Raw genomic sequence first — 22643 nt, forward strand, 5'->3', positions numbered from 1 at the left:
AGGGCTAGCAGCTTCCAGCCTCACGCATAAACTGATCAAACCGGCTGGCTTTTGTTTTCTGCTTTTTAGGCTTGACGGCATCGGGTTTAGCAGACTTCTTCACTGCTTCTTCCATGCCGGTAACCAGTCGAATTCCTCTTTCCGTATCGGATTCACCCGTGACCATAACCGGGCCGCCTTCCTGGCGATCTGCGATAAAGGATTCGAGGGTTGCATCATTGTATCCGCGTAAGCGTTCCTTGACTTCCTTGCGGCGGGTTGCCCTCTTCTTAAGAAACTTCTGAATATCGTCTTTTGTAGCATCCCACTCCATGAGTTCCTTGTTGGTTGCCGTACAGATATACCTGCCTGTCTTCGGGTTAAAGATGAGGAGTTCTCCGATCCGGTTCGGATCATAACGGATGACCAGTGTTTGCCCGACGTACTTCTCAAGCTCAGGATGACTATACCAACGACGGCGGCTCTTGTTGCCAAAGCGTTGGATGCCCATTGTCATGACTTTCGCTTTCTCAACATCCATCAGGCAGATGTCCAGTGTTCTCTCATCCGGAATACCTTCTCTGACTTTCGGAGTCGTTTCATACTTTTGTAAGGGAGTCATGCCCAGACTGCCGTGAACCGTGTTGTGGTAGATGTTGACGAACATTTCAAAAAGCATTGTGGCTTCTTCCAGATCCAAGAGTTCATCACGTTCGGCCATGGCTTGCTCATCAAGCCCTTCAGGCCGGTGTTTGTTATCGCTTCCGCAGTATCCTGGAATGTACCTGGAAAACTGGTCTGTAAGAGTTCCATACCAGCGTTCCTGATGGCCTTTGGCCCAAGGGGAGTACTTTGTGCAAAATTTAGTTTCGATATTAAGAATTTCACTTGTGCTGCGCACTTCTTTGGAATATTCCCACTCCTTGGACTTTAAGCCCTTGCGCACCTTGGCTTTATAGTCTTCACCGTTATCGATGTAGAGCATTTTTGGCAGTCCGCAGATTGGAACGGTTATACCGGTATTTTCTTGAATGGTTTCCCCATCCCAACTCAAGGAGGTTAACGATGCCGCCATCGCTTTACTGATACCGCCACCCCAGCTACCGAGCTTCTTCGGCAATATCCCGTGCCTCAAGGCGAGTCCAATGGTTCTTCCGTTAGCCTGTATGCTCATTGCAAAGCCGGATATGGTTCGAGCGGTAACATCCATCCAGGTTGTGACCCATGGCCGAACTGCGTGGCCACGGTAGTTGATAAAGAAGTCCAGGCGATGGTGATCGCCTTCCCAGATCTGATTGACAAACTCAGGTTCTTTGCGACCGGCTTTCTCTGCAAACCGCTTGATATATTCCTCCTCACCTTCACGGGCTAGGCAAACCAAGTCCGGTTCGTTATCCTTCAGGTCATCAATCACGCGGTAGATTGTCGCTCTGCTGGGTACCTCGATGCCGCTCTTCTTACAGAATTTTGCAACTCGCTTGTACACATGGGTGACTTTTGGTTTGTTTGGCTGCAGAAACTCCGCTCGCGCCAGACGTTCAACTTCTTCCGTGACAACTCTTCTCACGGTACCCACTCCTAGTCTTGGCAACCGCCGCATCAGGCCCACGAGTCCGGAGTCTTCATATTGGCTGACTCTGCGGTAAAGCGTTTCGATTGAGATTCCGTGTCTTATGGCAATCGCTTCGGCCTTTTCCGTTTTCCCCGCAGCATCACCAAGTTCAAGGTATTCCATGACCGGCTTTACTTTCGTTTCTGCTTCAGAAAGCATCTGGTCGAAACGTTCATTGCCGACGAGTGCCTTTACCTCAGCTAGGTTAATCGGTTCCTTGACCGGCTGCTCTATGACGCTCTCGAACAGTTGTTCGTTCTCGGTGCTCATTTCTTCTTCAACCTCGGTTTCTTCCTTGACCTCAAGGCTCTCGTTCTGGGTGTACCAGCGTCTTCTCGCCAGAGCGGATAATGATGATAAGGCGACCATAAAACCTTTGCCGCCTACACCGCCTCCGCTGCTTATCTTTTCCTTCTTGGCTACCCATTCACCGCATGTTGCCTTTTTGTAAGCTGCCTGCCTTGATATTCCTTCCAGTTTGGCAGCCTGGCTGGTCGTCAGCCAGATTTCACTTCTCTCTGCCATAAGTTGCACAGTCTGTTTCACCACCTATGTTCTTGGAGTCAAGTAATTGTTTACTTTCTCTTGTAAGGTTTGTCCGGCGGGATAACGATGATTCTCACTTGCTGCCTCCCCCAGATCACGGCTTCTTGTTTAGTTTCCATGAATAGATCGATAATGTTTCCTTTAATGAGGCCGCCAGTATCCTCAGCGACACCCCAACCATATCCTTCAACCCATATTTCCGACTTAAGAGGAATCACCTTCGGATCCACCGCGATCGTGCCAGCCTTCGGCCAGGTTTCAGTAAAAGTTTGGTGTCCCGTGTGCGTGTAGGCAGTGGCCTCAATGGTCATCTCGTAACCTTTTCTGCTTTCTTCGCCCCGGCTGATTGTTAACTGAGGCTTCAATGCAATTACTCTCGATGGGTAATTTAGTTGGTTCCGGAACCGGTTCAACTTGTATTGCTGCAAATTGAGTTTTGGGAGCCGGTTCAGGATTCTTCGCCAGGGCTGTTTCATGAGTAGCCTGCACCGGCCAGGCAAGGCCGATTGCCAACGCTGTCACTGCTGCCAGCTTCTTCAACGCATCAACTCCTTTGAAGGTATTAAGCAGAAGAATGTCGAATTTTTATACTCTAATATTTAAGCAGACCGCCTGATCCCCAAGGCTATTTCAATCTCTCTTCGGTAGTCATTGGCAGCGCGCTTTCCGTATAAAATCTCGCTGAACCGGTTTGTTGGAATGTTATTCTGTTCGCAAAATTCCTTTTGGGTTAAGCCTAGATCCAACAGGCGTTTCTTGACTTCCACCCCAAAAGGTGTCAGTCGATCTGGTTTCACTCAGGCACCTCCTTAATTTGTATTTCGACAACCTTTACCTCTGGTAAGCTTTGGCAAATAACGTTAGAATGTTCTTGGGAATTTCTTCCCACATCTAAGATTATACCCAAATATTTAGGTGAGGTCAACGGAAATACCCAAATATTTAGGTAGTAGCAACCAAATATTTAGTGGTTACAAGGCCGATTCGCACAAATATTTATGTAGCAGCAGAATATATTTTAATTAGTCGCCCAAATTTTTGAGTGAAAGGAGGTGTGAGTGTTTTGGATGCGGATCATGGTGATGTTCAGGGCCGTATAAAATATCTAAGAGAAAAATACAATCTATCCCAAGCAAAATTTGCTAATATAATCGAGGTTTCACCTGGAAATATTGCAGCATGGGAAAAGCCAGGAGGGGTTCTCCCAGGGGCAAAAGCATTAATAAATATTGCTGAAAATTTCAATGTCAGTATCGACTGGATACTCTTGGGTGATGAAACTCCAATAAGAAAAGGCCCAGATGAGGAGTTTTTGCAAATACTTAAGGACTTTAGTGAAGAGGAAAAGGCTGAATTAAAGACTTTTATCGGGTATCTACTACATCGCAGGATTAAAGAAGATAAGACCGTATACTTCCCATTAAAGCCAGGTAATCTAAAACTGGCTGAAGGTATGCTCGCTGAGGATGAGTCACCATATTCTAATGAAATTCAAATACCTCTACTTGGTGATTCAGCAGCCGGTAAACCTATTTTGATTAACGAGATTCTTGAAGGATATTTACCAATAAATAAAAAGGTTTCTGGCCAGAGGGCTTTCGCAGTTAGAGCTAAAGGGAATAGCATGATTAATGCAGGGATAAATGATGGTGATCTAGTTGTTATCAAGCCTCAGCCAGTCGTTGATCGCGGAGAAATTGCACTATTTAGAATCAATGATGAAACCACCATCAAATACTTCTCGCCCGAGGGAAAGGATATAGCATTGGTACCGGCCAACGAAAAGTACAAACCAATCTACATCAATCCCAAAGATAATTTTGTTATCATTGGCAAGGTCGTCCAGATAATGAAAAAGGAAGAGGCCGAAAAGAAACTTCGCCACTTCCACGAGGAATAGACCTTTTTATTTAGTCCTTTAATGGGAATTTATTCCCACTTATACGCGATCAAAACCGGTTGAAAACACCGGTTTTTCTTTATATATTTTATGCATATTTATGCATTTCTATTGTATAAAACACCAATTTTTAGGTGTTGCGCCGCCGCGTTCCTAAAATGTGTGAAACAATTCCGACAACTCCTGAGATCCTTGCGCCATAAGGGTTTGAGTCTCAGTTTACCAGTTTACCAGTTTACCACCTCTTGGTTTACCACCTCTTGGTTTACCACCTCCCCGTTACTAACCGGCACAAAAAACGGCGTTACCGGCCCGAGTTTTCGCCCGCCGGTAACGCCTCGTTACAACCTTCTAACGCCCGAATTAACAGGCTTTTTTGACCTTCGTTACTAAATTATTAACGCCCGCGCGCGCCGGTTAACTCAAACTCGCGATCTTTTCAAACTCGCCCGAAATTATTGTTTTTAACGTTATTTCTTCTCACACCATTTGACAAAAAGAATTATTCTAAATTCCTTCAATCCCTTGTCCTGTCAGTGTTTCCCGACTTTTCCCGTTTAGTACCGTGTTATCCCGTTTTGTCATTTTATTTGAGAAACAACACTTTCTCTCCTTTATTAACGGTAATATTGCATAAAAGCCTCTTCAAGTTCGAGCGAACGTTGGAGGAACTCCTTGACATGGACTTCAGCGAGAGCCTTCCACAGGAAATCTAATTTCCCCGCTGCCTGCAAAATAAACCGTAGCCCGTGCTCCTCGCTTATTATAAAATCGCTGTGACGCAATAACTCAGCATCCTCTTCGTTCTCCACCTCAATCTCAAAAGTGCGGAATTCCATCTGTTTGAGTTGACCAATTTCTTCAACAGTCAGCAATTCTCCTTCACGGATCATTCCCACTCGCTCACATGTTCGTTCAATCTCGGAAAACTGATGAGAAGACATAAAAATAGTTTTTCCCTTCTTCTTCTCCTCGAGAATTAAGTCAATAAATACCTTTTGCATCAAAGGGTCCAAACCGGATGTCGGCTCATCCATGATAAGAACCTCCGCATCTAACATGAGAGCGGAGATAATCCCCAACTTCTGTTTCATCCCCTTGGACATTTTGCGAATGGGCTGTTTTACATCTAAATCGAGGCGCTGGGCCAATCGTTCCCAGTTCATCTTCACTTCAGAGCGTTCTCCGTGCATTCTCATAAGAAGTTCCAGAAATTCCTGACCGGACAGGATCTCTAAGAAATGGAGTTCCCCCGGAAGATAACTGACGATTCGTTTTACATCTGTTCTCCTCCGCCAGGAATCTAACCCTTTAATCCTTGCCTCACCGCTATCCGGTCGTAAAAACCCCATTAGAACTCGAATCGTCGTAGTTTTTCCTGCCCCGTTTGGCCCTAAAAAGCCGAAAGTTTCTCCGGGTTCTATATGAAGACTAAGATTCCTGATCCCTTTCCCTTCTGGATAAGCCTTAGTGAGTTGTTCAAGGTTGATCATGAATCTCCCCGCTTTCTTTGGAAAAAAGGTTTTCTGGCGAAGAAATAATGAGAAACCTTAAATGGAAGCGGGATCACCTCAATTCCTTCAAACCCTGCCTCTTCGAGCAGTTCAGAAATCTCGGGTTCGGAAGGAAGCCCCTCAAATCCCTGATGACAAGCTAAGAAGAAGCTCATCAAATTCTGGGGGATATGCGTGCTAAAAAACGGAATGGAAGAGGTCATACCTCTTAAAGCCGTTAAAATTCCAATTTGTCCCCCCGGATGCAAAAGTTTTTTTATTTGCTGCAAAAGCTCTAAGCGCTTTTCTCCTACGAAATAATAAATAGTGTTGTTTAAGAGACAGCAATCAAAGGAACTCACTTCCTCAAAATCAAAAATATCAGCACAAAGGATCTGTAACCGGCCTTGGAACCTTTCTACACCTTGTTGAGCTCGCTTGGCGGTATTGGGGTTAATTTCCAAGCCCATTGCGGTTAATTCAGGGAAAGAACTCAATAGGTTTTTCAAATAAACTCCTTCCCCACACCCAACATCTAGAATTTTCCCCCAATTTTCCTTCTCACACTTCGCCCGGAGCACCGGCCACACAAAGAACTCTGAGGATTGCGAAGCTCTTGAAATAAGATCATCTTTCATTTCATTTTCCATATCTAACCGTTCGCTCCGGTGCGTAATCAATTCCGGCAATTGAGTAAAACAGGACCCCCAATATTGGGCAAATTCCTTATACATAGCTTCTAAACCGTAATCCTGATACCGCCGAATGGCTTTTCCAAACTTTGACAGGTGATAGGTTCCGTTATCACAGACAATCAGGTCTTGGATCGTTGCCTGGAATAACCAATGATTTAACAATATCGGGTCCCAATCAGGGTTTTCTGCCATGAGTGTGCTGAAGCTCTTTTCTTCTTGAAGTTGCTCCCAGAGTTGAAGCTCAAAGCCAGAATAAACAAGCCAGAGAAACCCTAAATTCTCCATTAAGGATACGGTTTTTCCTAGTAACCCTAACATTCCAGGCTCCATCCAAAAATTCACCTTTCCCGTTTTTAATGAGCAGCCCACAAGCGAGCAACCCAATTCTTAATGCTAAAGTGTTCTATAATAAGTTTCTTGCTAAAAGGCTTTGCCTGCCTCAGGAGGCTTAAGCCGGGATCCAGTTCGTGTAAAATCCCTTCTGAAGTGAGTAAAGACTTCCCCAGGAGAACAAATCCTGAGGGAATATGAATACCGTGCTGATACATAATGTTGAAGAAATCGCGAATCGGTTCTCCAATCAATGGTTGCCCCACTTTTAGCTTAAGATGCTTTTGACGTAGTGCAGAGATATCTTCTTGCAAGCTTAAACGGTCCACACTTTCCGGAACTATCCCCATTTGTGCAATTGCCTTCATGATCTGCCCATCATTTCCCCGCACAAAGGTGGTAATCAGGGATGCTAGCTGATATCTCATGTCGTAAGACAGTTCTCCCATAATTCCGAAATCGAGCAAGGCAATCCTATCTTCGGGTAAGACAAGAATATTCCCCGCGTGCGGATCGCCATGAAAATATCCCTCAACCAGAATTTGTTGAAGAAGGGCTTTGCTCAGCCGATCAGCTACTTTTTGAGGATTATAATTACTATCTTGTCGACGGGTGAGCTGGCTTAATCTTATTCCGGAAATGTACTGAAGGGTAAGAACCCGGGAATTAGAAAACTCCCAATACACTTTAGGAATCCGGATATAGGAAAACTTCTTCATTCCTTTGGCGATCTTCTCCGTATTACGACCTTCAATCAAGAAGTCCAGCTCTTCCTGAATCTTTTTTGAAAATTCCTCAAACATTATCCGTACAGGATACCTTTTTCCCCATTCCGAGCGTTGTTCGATTTGTCCAACCAGATTCTGAAAGATCTCCAAATCAGTTTTGACCCTTGGTTGAAGGAAGGGTCGTTGGACCTTAACGGCAACAGGATCTCCGTTCTTGAGCACGGCGTAATGGACTTGGGCAATGGAAGCCGCCGCGATCGGCTCGGTCCGGAAATCCCGGAATAGGGTTTCCAGCCTGGCCCCTAAAGCTTCTTCCACAATCTGGCGGACCTCTTGGAACAGAATAGGTTGAACCTGATCTTGGAGTAGAGATAATTCTCTCTGAACCGGGGGAGGAACAATATCCGGTCGGGTGCTTGCCAGTTGTCCCAGCTTAATAAAAGTCGGACCTAGTTCCACCAAGGCCTCCCTGAGGTGCCTGCCAATCAAACAAAGATTGGTATCCTGTTGGAGTACCGGATAACCCTGGGAAATAAACATTCCCATCCCATGCCGGATCAATATTGAGATTACCTCACTGTAACGGGTAAAATGCCTGATCGACGTTTCCAGCACAACGTTTGTTCCTCAATTTCCATGACACTTACTATATTTTTATGTCGAGATTCTTTTCTTGTTACTTAACTCTAACAAAGAGGCTGCCTATGGCAGCACGCGTGAGTAAAATGCGATAGCCGCTTCCCGTGCAGGTTTCAGGGTTTGAGCTCACCCAAAAGCATCTCCGAAATCAGAAATGTAGTGCCATGCAATTCCATATTCCTCCTGAAAAGCATCAAACCCTTGTGGTACAATGGTTTCAGGAAATTGAGCCGTGTAAAAAAGCTGGAATTATTATTTTATAATTCGCAGTTTTTTCAAGTATAGCAGAAGCAAAGTGAATATAATAGTTGGCAGATGCAAAGAAGATGCAACCTGTTCCGGTTTCAAAGGGGGGCATCCCTCTCAATCTTGTGAGTGATGTATTAAAAACTGAGCGGGAACTGGTCGTAATCGGTTTTGATGTGCTTCAGATACCAAAATACAAAATCACGTTCCGCATTAAATAAAACTAGAATATTTACAGGATTGCCTGTCCGTTGCATCAAACTTGCAAAACAGGTATAGTAGTATTTGATAATCAGACTTCGGGCAGATTATTTGTCGCACGTGGCCGGGGGATATAATAAATGGAAAAGTCATGTAAAAAAGTGTATCGCTTAGGGATTATGGGAGGAACTTTCGACCCGATCCATTATGGGCATTTAGTGGCGGCTGAGATGGCGCGCACGGAATTTGCCCTGGAAAAAGTCCTTTTTGTTCCTACAGGCAATCCTCCGCATAAGAGCGGCCGCCGGGTCAGTCCTGCAGCCCTCCGCTATGAAATGGTGAAACGTTCCCTGGCGGACAACCCCTTTTTTGATATTTCCGCTGTGGAAATCGAACGGAGCGGCCCGTCTTTTACAGTGGATACTCTCCGCCAGCTGCGGCGGGAGTGGCCTGAGCATGAACTTTACTTTATCACGGGTACTGATGCCTTGCGTGAGATTTTTACCTGGCATGAGTCAGAGGAAATTTTGAACTTAACTCATTTTATCGGAGCCTCACGCCCAGGTTTTGACGCCGGAGATTTCTTAAGAAAGTCAGAGAGTGAGAACCCACAAGTAATACACAGGATTCACCTCTTAGAAGTTCCTGCTCTGGCTATTTCTTCTACCGCTATCCGGGCACGGGTGGCTGGTGGGAAATCAATACGTTATTTGTTGCCGGAAAATGTACGTCAATTTATACAAGAAAATTCTCTTTATCTCACTCAACGCTGATTAGCTAAGCTTGGCTGTGATTTGTTCAGCTAAATATCAGATAAAGGCCAGCTGCGCTGAAACCTATTCTGTATACTCCAACAAGAATTGCTCATACTAGAAACGAATCCACTTTAGGCAAGAGGTGACAGAAATGACACGCACACTTTATGTAGGAAACCTTCCCTGGAATACGAGTACGGAAGATATTAGTGATTTTTTCCGTGAGTATGGGGAGGTTTACAGCAGCCGCATAATTACTGACAGAGAAACGGGGAGGTCGAGGGGATTCGGGTTTGTCGAGGTCGGTGATGAGGACGCTGAAAGGATGGCCGGTGAACTAAACGGCAAAGATTTTGGAGGACGTCCTCTGACAGTTAACGAGGCGAAACCCAAACAGGGGCCCCAATAAGGCTTCAAGTGATAGACTCTGAAGCTGAGAGAGTTCAATGCTTAGAGGCCCTCCCTCCGCACATGAGGGATTAAGGGTCTCTTCGTTTTGTGTGCTTTAAAGCCTCTTCCATGACACAAGAAGATAAAAAACGGTTACACTAGAGAAAGGAGAGTTGGGAGTGGGAAGAGAGCTGGGACTAAATATTGAGGATGCCCTTGACTTAGCTGCCCGCAGCCTTTCAGCTGCAAGATACTGTCATACTTTAGGGGTGGCAGCCCTAGCTGAGGATGTAGCACAGAGGCATGGCCTGGACCCGGCCAAAGCCCGCTTTGCCGCTCTAGTCCATGATCTGGCCAAAGAGATTCCAATTGAGTACCAGCTCCGTTTGGCCAGGCGCTGGCAAATTCTGAACTATCCGGAGGATGAACAGGCTCCGGCTGTTTTACACGGCCCGCTGGCAGCCTATTGGTTAAAACATTATTACGGTCTGAAAGATGAAGAAGTCCTGGCGGCTGTAGCCCACCACACCTTGGGATATCCAGGCATGTCCCCTTTAGAGATGCTTATATATAGCGCGGACTTGCTAGAGCCCAACAGAAAATTTCCTCATGTGGACAGTTTACGGCAAGCCTTGTATGATAATATTGAACAGGGAACATTGGCTTGTGTTGAACATACGCTAAACTACCTTAACGAGGGAAAACGCCTAATTCACCCGTTAACCCGCCTAGCGCACGAAGATTTACAAAGGAGGCTAAAATTTGGAGCTTAGCAACAACCAACTTAAACAGGTATTAGATTTAGTCGAGGAAAAAAAGGGACGTGACCTTGTCTTACTGAACCTAAAAGGGATTTCCATGGTTACAGATTATTTTCTCATAGTTACCGGGAACTCGGTGACTCAAGTGAAAGCAATTACAGATTATTTGCATGAAAAACTTCCTCACTTGGGAGTTCCGCTTTTACGGGTGGAGGGAATGCCTGAAGCCAAGTGGGTGCTGGTGGACTGCGGGGATCTGGTCGTGCATGTGATGACTCCGGAAACAAGAGATTTCTATAGCTTGGAGCGCCTGTGGGGCGATGCTGAACAAGTTTCTTTCTCTTGACAATAAATAATGATTTTTTAAAATGGGGAGGCAATGGGGGAAAGGTTATGCAGGAAAAGTATTCATTTGCGGAGATTGAAGCCAAATGGCAGAGACACTGGCTTGAGGAGAAAGCGTTCAAAACGGAAGACGGGACGGATAAACCTAAATTTTACGCGCTGGCTATGTTCCCGTATCCGTCCGGGAACTTGCACATGGGGCACGTTCGCAATTATTCCATCGTTGATGTCATAGCCCGGTATAAGCGCATGCAAGGATATAATGTTCTGCATCCGATTGGCTGGGATGCTTTCGGCTTGCCAGCGGAAAATGCCGCGATTAAGAATCAGACCCCTCCGGCCGAATGGACCTGGAAGAACATCGCCAACATGAGGCGCCAGTTGCGGGAGATGGGGATTTCCTATGACTGGGACCGGGAAGTGGCCACCTGCCATCCTGGTTATTATAAATGGACTCAATGGATATTTTTAGAGTTCTACAAGCACGGCTTGGTGTATAAGAAAAAAGCAGCAGTCAACTGGTGCCCATCCTGTGCCACTGTGCTGGCCAATGAGCAGGTGGTGGACGGAGCCTGTGAGCGTTGCGACACTCTGGTAACGAAAAAGGATCTTGAACAATGGTTCTTCAAAATCACAGATTATGCTGACGAGCTGTTACAAGACCTTGATAAGCTCCCTGGCTGGCCCGAAAAAGTTAAAACCATGCAGCGCAACTGGATCGGTCGCTCGGAAGGGGTGGAAATTTCCTTTTCCTTGGAAAACCGTCCGGACAAGATCCCGGTCTACACGACCAGAATCGACACCGTGTTTGGGGTAAGCTATGTCGTCTTGGCTCCGGAACATCCGCTGGTGCATGAACTGGTGGCAGGGACTGAGTATGAAAAAGATGTCCTTGCCTTTATTGAGAAGATGCACGGACTGAATGAGATTGCCCGCACTTCCACCGAAACCGAGAAGGAAGGAATGTTCATTGGACAGTATTGTGTGAACCCGTTAAGCGGGCAAAAAGTGCCGATCTGGATTGCTAATTATGTTCTTTTAGAATACGGCACTGGTGCGGTTATGGGCGTGCCTGCCCATGACGAGCGCGACTTCGAGTTTGCGCACAAATACAGCCTCCCGATCAAGACTGTAATCCTTCCCTCTGGTACGCCGGTTGAGGATAAGGACAAGGCCTATACGGACGAAGGGGTTATGGTTAATTCCGGCAAGTTTGATGGCCTCTCAAGTGAGGAAGGCTGGGAGCGCATTGCGGACGAAGCTGAACGTCTGGGCGCAGGGGAGCGCAAGGTTAACTTCCGCTTGCGTGACTGGCTTATTTCCCGTCAGCGCTACTGGGGCGCACCCATTCCCATGGTCTACTGTGACGAATGCGGCACGGTCCCGGTTCCGGATGAACAGCTCCCGGTGCTCCTGCCTGATGATGTTGTCTTTAAGGCCGGGGAAAATCCCTTAACCACCTCTCGGACTTTTATCGAGACGACCTGCCCAAAGTGCGGTGGCCCGGCTCACCGCGAGACAGACACCATGGACACCTTCATGTGCTCGTCCTGGTATTATCTGCGCTACACCGATCCCAGGAACACCGAGGCCCCGTTTGCCACAGGGGCAGCTGACCACTGGATGAATGTGGACCAATACGTGGGTGGAGTGGAACACGCCATCCTGCATCTCTTGTATTCTCGCTTCTTTACCAAAGCGTTGCGGGATTTCGGGCATCTCAAAGTGGATGAACCTTTTGCAAACCTGCTGACTCAGGGTATGGTCTGTATGGACGGTTCCAAGATGTCCAAGTCCAAAGGAAATGTGGTCAGCCCTGAGGAAATTATCGGTCGTTTCGGGGCGGATACCGCCCGCCTCTTTATCCTGTTTGCCGCTCCGCCGGAAAAAGATCTGGAATGGAGCGACCAGGGAGTGGAAGGGTGCTACCGCTTCTTAAACAGGGTTTGGCGCTTGGCCGCCCAGTATGAGCCTTTGCTGAAGGATAGCGGCAAGGCAGGGCATCACGGCGGTAACGCTGAAGGCGGCGTAGATGCCGGTGTAGCCATGGTTCTTGCCGATCTCGATGCTGACGGCAAGGAACTGCGCCGCATCACACATGCCACGATTCAACGGGTCACAAACGACATTGGCACGCGCTTTAACTTTAACACCGCCATTAGTGCCATCATGGAACTGGTGAATGCGCTCTATCTCTATAAAGAAAAGCCGAATTCTGATGTGGCAGTGGCCCGGGAAGCATTAGAGAGCATCCTGATCCTGCTTGCGCCCTTTGCTCCGCACATCACGGAAGAAGCTTGGAGCGGGTTGGGATACAAGAATGGCATCCACACCCAGCCCTGGCCCGGGGTAGATGAACAAGCCCTCGTTCAGGAAGAAGTAACGGTAGTCCTTCAAGTTAACGGGAAAGTGCGCGAGCGCATTCAGGTACCGGCGGAGATTTCTGTGCAGGAACTGGAAGAGAGGGTCCGCACCCTGCCGAAGCTCGCTGAATGGACCCAGGGCAAAGAGATCGTTAAAGTGATTACGGTTCCAGGGAAATTGGTAAATGTGGTCGTGAAGTAACCCAAGAGGTTCAGAAGGGCGGGATATCGAATTTTGAGGGCGACCCCCTCTAAATTCGACACGTTATGATGTATCAGTAGGAGAAAACTGGGGAAAATTGAGTTTGGCCGAAGAAGGGATGTGTGGAAAAATGGCGGTACTGATTAGCCCGAGTGTCCGTTGGGTTGGGAAAATTGACTGGGAACTGCGTACATTTCATGGGGAAGAGTTATACGGATGCCTTTGGCCAGCACTATGCTTCGGCAACAATGTTTCAGGATGAGGAGAATGCCGCCGAAGTCTATGCGGAAGCCATAAAGTATTATGCGAATATCCTGACTCCGTTTAGCAAAATGGTCGAGAAAAAGATTCTCGAGCTTCTGGGTCTTAATTTGCCGTTAGACATAATTTGCCCTAGCCATGGGGTCAGTTGGCGCGCCAATCCTATAGAAATCATTGAGAAATATCAAGAGTGGGCCCGCGATTATCAAGAAAACCAGATTACGATAATCTATGATACCATGTGGAACGGTACCCGCCGTATGGCCGAGCAAATCGCCGCAGGAATTAAGGTTGCGGATTCTGAGCTGTGTGTTAAGGTTTTTAACTCAGCGCGCAATGACAAGAACGATATTCTCACGGAAGTTTTTAAGTCCAAAGCGATCGTGGTCGGCTCCCCAACGGTCAACCGGGGGATTCTTTCCTCCGTAGCGGCCATACTCGAAGAAGCGAAAGGACTGGGGTTCAAAAACAAAAAAGCCGCTGCCTACGGATCTTACGGGTGGAGCGGGGAAAGTACGAAAGTTTTGAGTGCCCGTTTAACAGAGGCAGGGTTCACAGTGGTCAATGACGGGCTTAAAGTGTTGTGGCATCCGGATGAAGAAGGGGTGGCTGCCTGCCTTGATTTCGGGAAAGAACTAGTGGGCAACCTGTAGCGTGATAAACGAAACTTACAGGGGTTAAGGATGAACAAGCTTGCCTTAAGGACTACGGGGTGAGCTTTTTTGTTTGATATAATTTCCTTCCGACATAATCACTCTTTTTTCGCGGCAGGAAAAGGAATGATTAGGGCGAATTGGAAAGGATGGTGAAAAAAAACTCTCTTTCCTGGGGGCGTGGCTTATGGAACGCAGACTGCGTATTGTCTGGTGGGTTGCCTTGGCTATATTGGTCGTCGGGGCTGTCTGGAAGTTGTTTATCGTGCCGGGTTCAAACTCTGCTTTTAAGGCGGGTGCGGCGAATGTGGATGAACGCCGGCTGGTGGTCTATGTCACCGGTGCTGTGGAGAAACCGGGGTTGGTGCGCTTGCCTCTCGATGCCCGCCTCGATGACGCCTTGAAAGAAGCCAAGCCTTTGCCTGAAGCTGAGCTTGAACAGATAAATCCGGCGCAGCGGCTTAAGGATGGGCAGAAGATCACAATTCCGTATAAAGCCGGAGCTGTCGGGATAACTCAAGGGGTGAGCGAAGGGTCGGCACAAGATCCGGCTCAAGGGGTGAGCCAAGGGTCAGCACAAGATCCGGTTCAAGGAGTTCAGCCAAATTCTGGCACTAAAATTAACATTAATACAGCCGGTACGGCTGAACTGGATAAATTGCCGGGAATCGGACCTGCGTTGGCTGAGCGTATTATTCAATACCGGACTGAGAACGGTCCTTTTGTGCAGCCCGAAGATCTCATGAACGTCTCGGGGATCGGGCCCAAAACATTTGAAAAAATGAGTTCCATGGTAACGGTCGGGCCATGAGAGATTTGTGGTCTAATAGGTATGTCAGTGTGATCCTGGGTGGGGCGGGAGCAGTCTTTCTGCCGTCGGCGGCCAGGCTTTGGGTGTTGGGGCTCATCATCCTTTTACTGTTGCGTCTGTGGCTGTGGCATCCGCAGGATTTTAGCGGGCATTTAAGCAAGCCGGAAATCATTTTATTGGCCGCCGGTATGGCGGTCGGCTTTGTCTATGGTCTGACGGCAAATCTTAGTTTGCCTAAGCCTGTGACCATTGACAGGTTGTCCCTTAGCGGTGTCTTAGAGGAGTGGCGGCAGGGGGAAGACGGCTTCTCCGGAATTGTGCGCATCAAGCATGTCGACGAAGAGGTTATGCAAAGTATTTTTGGCTTTGCTGACATTGAGGGTCGCAAATATGTCTTAAAGGTATATCCGGGTTCGGATGGAAGTTATCCCGAAGGCTGGAAACGCGTGCAGCCGGGGGATGAACTTAGCTTGAGTGCACGTCTGGAACAGCCTCGGTCACCGGGAATCAAAGGTGGTTTCGACCGCAGGCTCTATTACGCGGTGCGCGGTTTAAGCGGAAGTCTTACGGCCAAGGGAGAGGTCGAACTCGTAGCAGTGGGTAAGCCACCCGCTGCTTGGCGCTTGCGTCAGCAGGTCAAGCAGGTGTTGGTAAGCTGGGGACCTGAAGATAGAGCTGTTTTGGAAGGGATTCTCTTTGGGGATGCCGGGGCTATTCCGCCGGATGTACAGGAGCGCTACCGCAAAACCGGGGTGCTTCATGTTTTTGCAGCTTCGGGGTCAAACGTGGCCTTTGTCTTTGCCCTGGTGTGGGGAATAACCAGATTTCTGCCATTAGGGGCCAGAGTGGGGTTAGCTTCATTGGCCCTTGTTTTCTATGCCGTTCTTTGCGGAGGAAGCTTGCCGGTAGTGCGGGCCGCCATGCTTGGAATAGCTGCGCTTTTAGGTTACCTGGGCAGAGGGAAGGTTTTGAGCTCGCGCTTTCTTTACCTGGCCGCGGGCGCGCTCTTTGTTCATAATCCGTTAGTGTTAAAAGATATCGGCTTCCAATTGTCCTTTGCCGCCGCCTGGGGGATCATTGTCCTGAGCCCTCGGCTTGCGGGCCTTAAACTAATGCTCAAGTTCCCACTTACTGTAAGAACCGCTGCAGCCGGTACCTTGGCCGCCCAGCTTGCCACCCTGCCGATTTTAATCACAGTTTTCCACCGCCTATCCCTGATTGGATTTTTCGCGAACCTGGGGGTACTGTTTCTGATAGGAGTCATCTTTGAGTTCGGCATTGTTGGCGTCATGTTATCGTTTAGCCCTCTGCTTGCTGCTCCGCTTTTTCAGGCAAGTCTCTGGCTTTTGCGCGCTGTTGATTGGTTTTTGGGACAACTGGCTGCCTTGCCGTGGGCCGAAGTTTTAGTGTTGAAACCGTCTGCTCTTTTCTGGATTGTCTGGTACGGGGGCATCGGAATTTGGCTGTGGGGACATAAAAAGGCTATTTTTGTCTTTGAGGTCCAGCTTAAGCGTCTTCGCAGGAAAGCAGGGGCGTTGGTGGAAGAGATTGCTACGCCGGAGGTACATGCAGCAAAGGTTAGTTCGAAGTTGAAGGTGTTAGCATCGAAGTTGAAGGTGTTAGCATCGAAGTGGAAGGTGGTGCCTTTGAAGTGGAGGTACCGCTGGGCAGTTGTTGTTTTGGGGGCGCTCTTGCTCTGGAGTCCGTGGAATTGGCAGCACGAACTAGAGGTAACTTTTCTTGATGTGGGGCAAGGGGATGCCGTCTTAATCCGCACTCCGGGGAATCACTCCTTGCTGATAGACAGCGGACCGCAAACAGAAAAGTTCGACAGCGGGGAGCGAATCATAGTCCCTTACCTTCTCAATGTAGGGATAGGCAAGCTTGATGCTCTGATCGTAACGCATGAGCATGAAGACCATGTCGGGGGAGCCAAGGCTGTGCTTGAGAATATCCCTGTTGGGTGGGTAGGCGTGCCGGATGTAGGTGTACGTTTATACAGTCAGGAGTGGCAAGAGAATCTATTAAAATTAGGGCAGGCTCACAGACTGCGGGCAGGGGATACTATTGAGCTTGATTCCAACGTTTTCCTGGAAGTATTAGCCCCTTCAGAGATCCTGGCCAACACCCGCTCTGATGCCAATAACAATTCCCTTGTGCTTAAGCTGAATTATCAGAGGCAGAGCGTACTTCTAACCGGGGATATGGAAACGGAAGAAATGGAGGAAATTGCTGAGTCAGGTCTGAACTTCGACAATTCATTCTTTAAACAACCGCATCATGGGAGTAAGTATTCTATGGACGAGACTTGGCTTGACCAAGTGCATCCTCAGGCGGTAATAATCTCAGTAGGAAAAAACTCCTTCGGTCACCCTTCCCCCGAAGTCCTGAGTTATTGGCAGGAGCGCCAGGTTCCGGTTTATCGTACGGACAGGGAGGGTACAATAAGCTTGCATTTAAGTGCCGAGGGGGCAGAAATATCTACTGCAAGATAAATTATTCTATCTATTTTTAGGAAAATATGTATAAACACTGGATTAGTGGAAAGAATAGGAGGGAACATCTCTTTTCTCCTCCTCTTTCTTTGACCTCCTCACTTAGGTGGGGGGGCTTTTTCTTTGCCGCCAGAGCTATTTTAGCTTTTCTTCACAAGGCATAGGGATTTGTTCCTGGCTTTTTTCCGTTTTCTTGTTAAAATGGACTAGGAGGGGTGAAAATGCTAGAGATCGAGCGTGTGCGCGAGGCTGTTGCCAGAGGAGAGCTACCACCTGTCTATTTATGGCATGGGGAAGATAAGTTTTTACTCAAAGAAGCGGTCCAAGTGTTGAAAAATTTCTTTCTGGTCGCTGATCCGTCCGGAAGCGGAATTGAATCCTTGCCTGGCAAAGAGGCTTCGCTGGCGCAAGTTATAGAATATGCCAATACCGTTTCTTTCTTTGCCAAACGCCTTTTGGTAATTGAGGATATTCCGTATTTTCAGGATAACTTGAGTATTAACTTAGACTCACTCTATGCTTATCTCGCAAGCCCTAATCCGGATACCTGCTTGCTCTTGCTCGCTGAGCATGTGCACAGAGCCCGCAAGCTTTATAAACTAATCGAACAAAACGGAGTAATACTTGAGTTTGCTGTGCCGAAAAGCTCCCAGGACTGGTTGATGTGGATGAAAGGTGCCGTGCGTGGGTGTGGTAAGAGGATGAGTTCTGAGGTTATGCTGTTTTTTCTCGACTGGGCGGGGCATAATACCGGGGTTGTGAGCCGGGAACTTGACAAAGTGGCAGCTTATGTGGGAGAGCGGGAAGATATAGGCAAAGATGATATTCGGGAAATCGTTAATCGCACGGTTGAAGCAACGGTATTTGAATTGGTGGATGCGATTGCCGCCCGTTCGGCCGAGGATGCTCTGAATAAGCTGCATGAAGTGTTAAGGGCAGAACACCATCTCAAGGTCCTGACGATGATAGTGCGCCAGATAAGACTGTTGCTCGCTGCCCGCAGTTGGCGTAGACAAGGGGGTAAGGGTGCTGATTTCGGGAGTGTGGTCGGGGTCAAAAGTCCGTATGCAGCGCGTAAGATTTGGCAGCAGAGTGAAAAGCTTGCTTACCAGGTACTCTCTGAGGGCTTGGCAAAGTGCCTGCAGACGGAGGTCGCGCTTAAGAGCGGCGGGGGAGATCCTGTTTTCCTGCTTGAGCTTCTGATCGTGGAAATATGCAACAAAAAATGAAAAGGGCTGTCTCAGTTCACATGCAGTTCGAACTGAGGCAACCCTTTAATTAAACAGTTTCGTTACTATTCAGGTATTCGGTATTCAGAATTCAGAATTCAGTAGTCAGAATACGACGATGAACCGTTCTCTCATGCTGCTCCGTTCGGCCATAAGCATTCGTTAACGGCTTGGTCTCACGGCGTTAGTCTCCACCGGAGACTAACGCTCCTGGCTTCTGACTCCTGACTGGAAACTTACTTTTAAATTAGCTAACTTTAGAAAAATGGTTGGCCAACTTTTTGGTGAGACGGGATTTTTTGCGGGCAGCCTTGTTCTTATGGATTAATCCTTTAGAGGAGGCTTTATCCAAAGCACGACTAGCTTTATGCAAAGCCAGAGTTGCTGCTTCCTTATCTGAGGTCAAGGATTCTTCAAAACGCCGGATGGCGGTTTTTAAGGTCGATTTAGCAGCAGCATTTTTAATCGTGCGAACTTTTGCCAGTTCTACTCTTTTGATCGCTGACTTAATATTTGGCACTGGTGGTCACCCCCTTTAGCTATGATATCCCGCTATGGGTACGCAAACTACATTTTATCATTCGTTTTTTGATTTAGCAAGGAAAAAGTGGAAGAAAATGCAGAAGAATAGCGCAAAAATAGCACATGTTGAGGTGGGAGTCTTTTCGCCGACGTGATAAATAAATTTTGCTTTATCTGTCTAAACTAGGATTGTAGTTCGTGTTAATTTGCTAGTGCATCAAAATGATAGGAGGGTATTATCAATGTTAGGAGTAATTGTGAGGTTTGTTGTCTCGGCAATCGTCCTGCTGCTTGTGAGTTACATTGTTCCAGGCCTTCAGGTCGCCGGCTTTACAGGGGCACTGATCGCTGCAGTCGTGATTGCGGCTCTGGGTTATGTTATTGAACTTGCTTTCGGCAAGAACAAGATGTCGCGGGTTGGCCGCGGTACTGTTGGCTTCTTAACCGCTGCTGTGGTTATCTACCTCAGTCAGTTCATTGTTCCAGGTTCAATCCGGGTCAGCATCATTGGCGCACTGTTGGCATCCCTGGTCATTGGGATCATCGATAGCTTTGTACCGACAGAACTGCGCTAGACATATTTTTAGAGAATGACTGGTTACGGAAGCCAAGTGCGATTCAAAGATTTGGTTCTATAGATAACTTGTCCCTCATATTTCTTTTATAAGAAAGGGGGACAAGTTTTTTGTTGAGTGAAGAATATCGACGACCTTGGAAAGTATGGCCGTCTGCCGTTTGGGCCAGACGTGCAGTGGGTTTTTTAGTTTTGGTGCTTTTTTTCGTTTCTATGTTTTATGCGCTTGACCGTGGAAGTTCCCGGCAATTAATTACTTTGCTCCTTAACCAGAAGTTCCCTTTTGAGATAGTATTATTGGAAGGGGCAGCCGGGTTTTCCGGGTCTGAACGGGGTCGTTTGGAACAGGCCCGCGCCCAGGGCACATCTTTAGGGATGTTTCTGCTTACTGGAGTCAACATCGCCGATGCCCGTACTTTCTTTCTTAGCTACTTTTCTCCGCCGCCGCAGGGTCCGGCCTGGCTGAGCTGGGCTTACCACCCTGATGATCCGGAACAGGAGGGCCCTATTTTAGAGCCTTTCGATCAAGAGCCCAAGCCCCCCTCTCTGGTATCTCCAGGGCATCCCGATCCTAAAAAGGTCTTGGTAGGGATATACCACACACATAATTCTGAGAGCTACAGCGGGGATGGCGGCAATGAGCATGAGTCAGGTATTAACGGAGACGTGGTTAAAGTAGGGGCGGCTTTGGCCAAAGCCTTGGAGAATAAACAAATAGGAGCGGTCCATTCTGAGCGCATTCATGACGCGCAAGATTTTATGAAGTCCTACGGGGAATCAGTGAAAACAGCTCAAGCCTTGCTTGAAGACTATCCGACAATTAAGATTCTCCTTGATATTCACCGCGACGGGGTTCCACCGGGAATCAGCAAGTCAACGGTGAATATTGGCGGGCGCGAGGTAAGCAAGGTTCTGATTGTGATTGGTAAGAAAAACCCAGATTGGGAGAAAAACGAAGAGATGGCGCGGGAATTAATTGAAATTGCCACCAAAAAATATCCCGGGCTTTTTGTTCCCGCTATCAGTTATGCATCTGATGCCCGTTATAACCAGCATCTCTCTGAGGGTGCCCTCTTGCTCGAATTCGGAAGCCAGCAAAATACGTTGAAGGAAGCTGAAGGAACAGCCGACTTGGTGGCCGATGTTTTGGTCGAGTGGCTTAAGCAACAAGTTTTAGGGGTAAAATGGTAGGTGCGCTTTTCCACCAGGTTGAAAAATGTTATAATGCGGACGGGCAGGACACGGTCCGGTGCCATTAGGATATATCGGGGAAGGAATAAAGCCATGTCTATTACCCGTTCAGTAGCAAAAGCGGCCGGTTTCCTAATGATTGCGAATTTACTCTCTAGGATACTGGGCTTTTTGCGCGAGTCTTTAATCGCCAATTATTTTGGCAAGTCGGGCGCAACGGATGCCTATTTTGCAGCGTTCAATCTTCCGGATTTGATATATTGGCTTTTGGTGGGCGGCGTATTAAGCGCTGCCTTTATTCCTGTGTTGTCCGAATACCTGTCCAAGGGCAGAGAAGAAGAAGCTTGGCGCGTGGTTAGCTCTGTCGTCAATATTTTATTTATCAGTTTAAGTGTACTAATAATCCTGGGACTTCTCTTTACCCCTGTGTTTGTCCGGATGCAAGTGCCGGGATTTAACCAGGAGGATATGGAACTCGCTACGGGCTTAACCCGGATTATCCTGATTCAGCCCCTGCTTTTGGCTTTAAGCGGGCTTACCATGGGGGTTTTGAATTCGTATAAGGTTTTCTGGCCCTCTGCTTTGGGAAGTGTTCTCTATAACGTCTGTATTATCCTGTTTGGCATTATTTTCTCTGACCCCAACCGCCCGGAAAGCATTTCGGGCTTTGCCTTCGGGGTAGTAGTCGGAGCGGCTGTAAACTTTGCAGTCCAGATTCCGGCTTTGAAGAAAGTAGGGCTAAGGTATTATCCGCTTATTGACTGGCATCATCCCGGAGTGCGTAAGATTGCTGCGTTGGCTTTGCCCATCATAATCAGTTATACCATAAACCAGCTTCAAGTCATCGTCAGCGCCAATCTGGCGTCTTCCCTTCCTCAGGGGAGCATCACAGCGATTCAGTGGTCTTACCGCCTGTATTTGCTGCCGGTGGGGATTTTTGCGTTGGCGGTGGCAGTAGCCGCATTTCCAACCTTGGCTGAGCAGGCAGCTTTGAAGAACTGGCAGAGATTTAAGGAGATCAATTCCAGTGCCGTGCGCATGATTATCTTCCTGACGGTACCGGTTTCCGTAGGTATGATCGTGCTCCGCTATCCATTGCTGCGGGTACTGTTTCAGCATGGGGCTTTTAAGGTACAGGATACGGCTGCCACGGCTCTGCCGTTGTTCTTTTTTTCCTTGGGAATCTTTGCCCAGGCTATCATTCAAGTATTGCCCAGAGCCTTTTACGCCTTGCAGGATACCTGGACTCCGGTGTTGGTGGGGATACTGTCGATGGCTGTCAATATCGGCGGTATGTTTGTCCTGCTTAAACCGCTGGCCCAGGGCGGGGTTGCTTTGGCCACCTCGGTGGCTGCTTTTTTGAATATGTTTATTTTATTTTATCTGTTGCGGAAGCGCTTAGGCGGAATAGACGGCGGGCGCATCCTTTCAACGTTTATGCGGACAGTGGTGGCAGCACTGATGATGGGAGTGCTGATTTGGGTCTGGAGCACGTTCTTAAACGGATATTTAGGCGAGGGTAAGCTGGCTTCGCTCGTTGAGCTTATTTCAGGGATCGGTTTGGGAGTGTTGGTGTTTGGGCTGGCTGCGCACGTCCTCCGGATGGAGGAGTTCAGGCAGGCAGCGGGGCTTTTGCAGAGAAAGCTGGGGCGTTCAGTTTAATTGCCCATTGCCAAGAGTATCTGGTATAATTAAAGTTCAGAATTCGTAGTGCTTACAATA

Annotated in this window: 20 protein-coding genes and 1 pseudogene; 13 read left to right on the top strand and 8 right to left on the bottom strand. The window is 47.9% G+C overall.

What is annotated here, in order from left to right; translation table 11 throughout:
• Positions 1-4 precede the first annotated feature (4 nt).
• The 4 genes from ACYQ2N_RS14090 to ACYQ2N_RS14105 are packed head-to-tail and all read right to left on the bottom strand — an operon-like array spanning position 5 to position 2934.
• On the bottom strand, positions 5-2116 hold the full coding sequence (locus tag ACYQ2N_RS14090) for a Mu transposase C-terminal domain-containing protein (protein WP_460000546.1): 2112 nt from the start codon (positions 2114-2116) through the stop codon (positions 5-7).
• A gap of 50 nt (positions 2117-2166) precedes the next feature.
• Entirely contained in the window at positions 2167-2448 is a 282-nt protein-coding gene (locus ACYQ2N_RS14095) for a 3D domain-containing protein (protein ID WP_459999884.1), read from the bottom strand.
• Positions 2438-2677, bottom strand: a complete 240-nt coding sequence (locus ACYQ2N_RS14100; RefSeq protein ID WP_459999885.1) for a hypothetical protein — start codon at positions 2675-2677, stop codon at positions 2438-2440. The genes ACYQ2N_RS14095 and ACYQ2N_RS14100 overlap by 11 nt, the downstream gene beginning before the upstream one ends.
• A gap of 59 nt (positions 2678-2736) precedes the next feature.
• Positions 2737-2934 (bottom strand): Rha family transcriptional regulator, encoded by a 198-nt coding sequence (locus ACYQ2N_RS14105; RefSeq protein ID WP_459999886.1) that lies wholly within the window; start codon positions 2932-2934, stop codon positions 2737-2739.
• A gap of 266 nt (positions 2935-3200) precedes the next feature.
• On the opposite strand from ACYQ2N_RS14105, the gene ACYQ2N_RS14110 reads away from it, so the two are divergent.
• Positions 3201-4037 carry a helix-turn-helix domain-containing protein gene (locus tag ACYQ2N_RS14110; RefSeq protein ID WP_459999887.1) on the top strand — a complete coding sequence of 279 codons (837 nt, stop codon included), beginning with the start codon at positions 3201-3203 and terminating at the stop codon, positions 4035-4037.
• Between the two features lie 617 nt (positions 4038-4654).
• On the opposite strand, the gene ACYQ2N_RS14115 is transcribed toward ACYQ2N_RS14110, so the two are convergent.
• Genes ACYQ2N_RS14115 through ACYQ2N_RS14125 form a run of 3 tightly spaced genes read right to left on the bottom strand, consistent with a single transcriptional unit; the run spans position 4655 to position 7898 of the window.
• Positions 4655-5530, bottom strand: coding sequence for an ABC transporter ATP-binding protein (locus tag ACYQ2N_RS14115; RefSeq protein ID WP_459999888.1), 876 nt, complete (start codon positions 5528-5530; stop codon positions 4655-4657).
• Positions 5527-6555 carry a class I SAM-dependent methyltransferase gene (locus ACYQ2N_RS14120; RefSeq protein WP_459999889.1) on the bottom strand — a complete coding sequence of 343 codons (1029 nt, stop codon included), beginning with the start codon at positions 6553-6555 and terminating at the stop codon, positions 5527-5529. Before ACYQ2N_RS14120 ends, ACYQ2N_RS14115 begins: the two co-directional genes overlap by 4 nt.
• A gap of 23 nt (positions 6556-6578) precedes the next feature.
• The gene (locus tag ACYQ2N_RS14125) at positions 6579-7898 is read right to left on the bottom strand and encodes an ABC1 kinase family protein (protein WP_459999890.1); all 1320 of its coding nucleotides are present in this window, start codon (positions 7896-7898) and stop codon (positions 6579-6581) included.
• A gap of 611 nt (positions 7899-8509) precedes the next feature.
• Between ACYQ2N_RS14125 and nadD the strand changes: the two genes are divergently transcribed.
• The 9 genes and pseudogenes from nadD to holA all read left to right on the top strand — a co-directional run bounded on the left by nadD (position 8510) and on the right by holA (position 18634).
• Positions 8510-9142 (top strand): nicotinate-nucleotide adenylyltransferase, encoded by a 633-nt coding sequence (nadD, locus tag ACYQ2N_RS14130; RefSeq protein WP_459999891.1) that lies wholly within the window; start codon positions 8510-8512, stop codon positions 9140-9142.
• Positions 9143-9275: 133 nt separating this feature from the next.
• Entirely contained in the window at positions 9276-9533 is a 258-nt protein-coding gene (locus ACYQ2N_RS14135) for an RNA recognition motif domain-containing protein (protein WP_459999892.1), read from the top strand.
• A gap of 160 nt (positions 9534-9693) precedes the next feature.
• Positions 9694-10287 carry a bis(5'-nucleosyl)-tetraphosphatase (symmetrical) YqeK gene (gene yqeK / locus ACYQ2N_RS14140; RefSeq protein WP_459999893.1) on the top strand — a complete coding sequence of 198 codons (594 nt, stop codon included), beginning with the start codon at positions 9694-9696 and terminating at the stop codon, positions 10285-10287.
• Positions 10277-10621 carry a ribosome silencing factor gene (gene rsfS, locus ACYQ2N_RS14145; RefSeq protein WP_459999894.1) on the top strand — a complete coding sequence of 115 codons (345 nt, stop codon included), beginning with the start codon at positions 10277-10279 and terminating at the stop codon, positions 10619-10621. Before yqeK ends, rsfS begins: the two co-directional genes overlap by 11 nt.
• A 47-nt stretch (positions 10622-10668) precedes the next feature.
• Entirely contained in the window at positions 10669-13185 is a 2517-nt protein-coding gene (gene leuS, locus ACYQ2N_RS14150; protein ID WP_459999895.1) for a leucine--tRNA ligase, read from the top strand.
• 215 nt (positions 13186-13400) lie between these two features.
• Positions 13401-14099: pseudogene (locus tag ACYQ2N_RS14155) on the top strand (flavodoxin domain-containing protein); the annotation flags it as partial.
• A gap of 187 nt (positions 14100-14286) precedes the next feature.
• A complete protein-coding gene (locus ACYQ2N_RS14160) occupies positions 14287-14910 on the top strand; it encodes a ComEA family DNA-binding protein (protein WP_459999896.1) in 624 nt (207 codons plus the stop codon).
• Complete coding sequence (locus ACYQ2N_RS14165; RefSeq protein ID WP_459999897.1) at positions 14907-17405, top strand: DNA internalization-related competence protein ComEC/Rec2; 2499 nt, start codon at positions 14907-14909, stop codon at positions 17403-17405. Before ACYQ2N_RS14160 ends, ACYQ2N_RS14165 begins: the two co-directional genes overlap by 4 nt.
• Positions 17406-17626: 221 nt before the next feature.
• A complete protein-coding gene (gene holA, locus ACYQ2N_RS14170; protein ID WP_459999898.1) occupies positions 17627-18634 on the top strand; it encodes a DNA polymerase III subunit delta in 1008 nt (335 codons plus the stop codon).
• A gap of 247 nt (positions 18635-18881) precedes the next feature.
• Here the strand turns inward: holA and rpsT are convergent, their stop codons facing one another.
• Positions 18882-19154 (bottom strand): 30S ribosomal protein S20, encoded by a 273-nt coding sequence (gene rpsT, locus ACYQ2N_RS14175; RefSeq protein ID WP_459999899.1) that lies wholly within the window; start codon positions 19152-19154, stop codon positions 18882-18884.
• 244 nt (positions 19155-19398) lie between these two features.
• Between rpsT and ACYQ2N_RS14180 the strand changes: the two genes are divergently transcribed.
• From ACYQ2N_RS14180 to murJ, 3 genes are all read left to right on the top strand, one after another.
• Positions 19399-19731 carry a phage holin family protein gene (locus ACYQ2N_RS14180; RefSeq protein ID WP_459999900.1) on the top strand — a complete coding sequence of 111 codons (333 nt, stop codon included), beginning with the start codon at positions 19399-19401 and terminating at the stop codon, positions 19729-19731.
• A 110-nt stretch (positions 19732-19841) separates the two neighbouring features.
• Positions 19842-20921, top strand: a complete 1080-nt coding sequence (spoIIP, locus tag ACYQ2N_RS14185) for a stage II sporulation protein P (protein ID WP_459999901.1) — start codon at positions 19842-19844, stop codon at positions 20919-20921.
• A 93-nt stretch (positions 20922-21014) separates the two neighbouring features.
• Positions 21015-22583 carry a murein biosynthesis integral membrane protein MurJ gene (murJ, locus tag ACYQ2N_RS14190; protein WP_459999902.1) on the top strand — a complete coding sequence of 523 codons (1569 nt, stop codon included), beginning with the start codon at positions 21015-21017 and terminating at the stop codon, positions 22581-22583.
• Positions 22584-22643 lie beyond the last annotated feature (60 nt).

It is taken from the genome of Paradesulfitobacterium aromaticivorans (genome assembly GCF_054657415.1).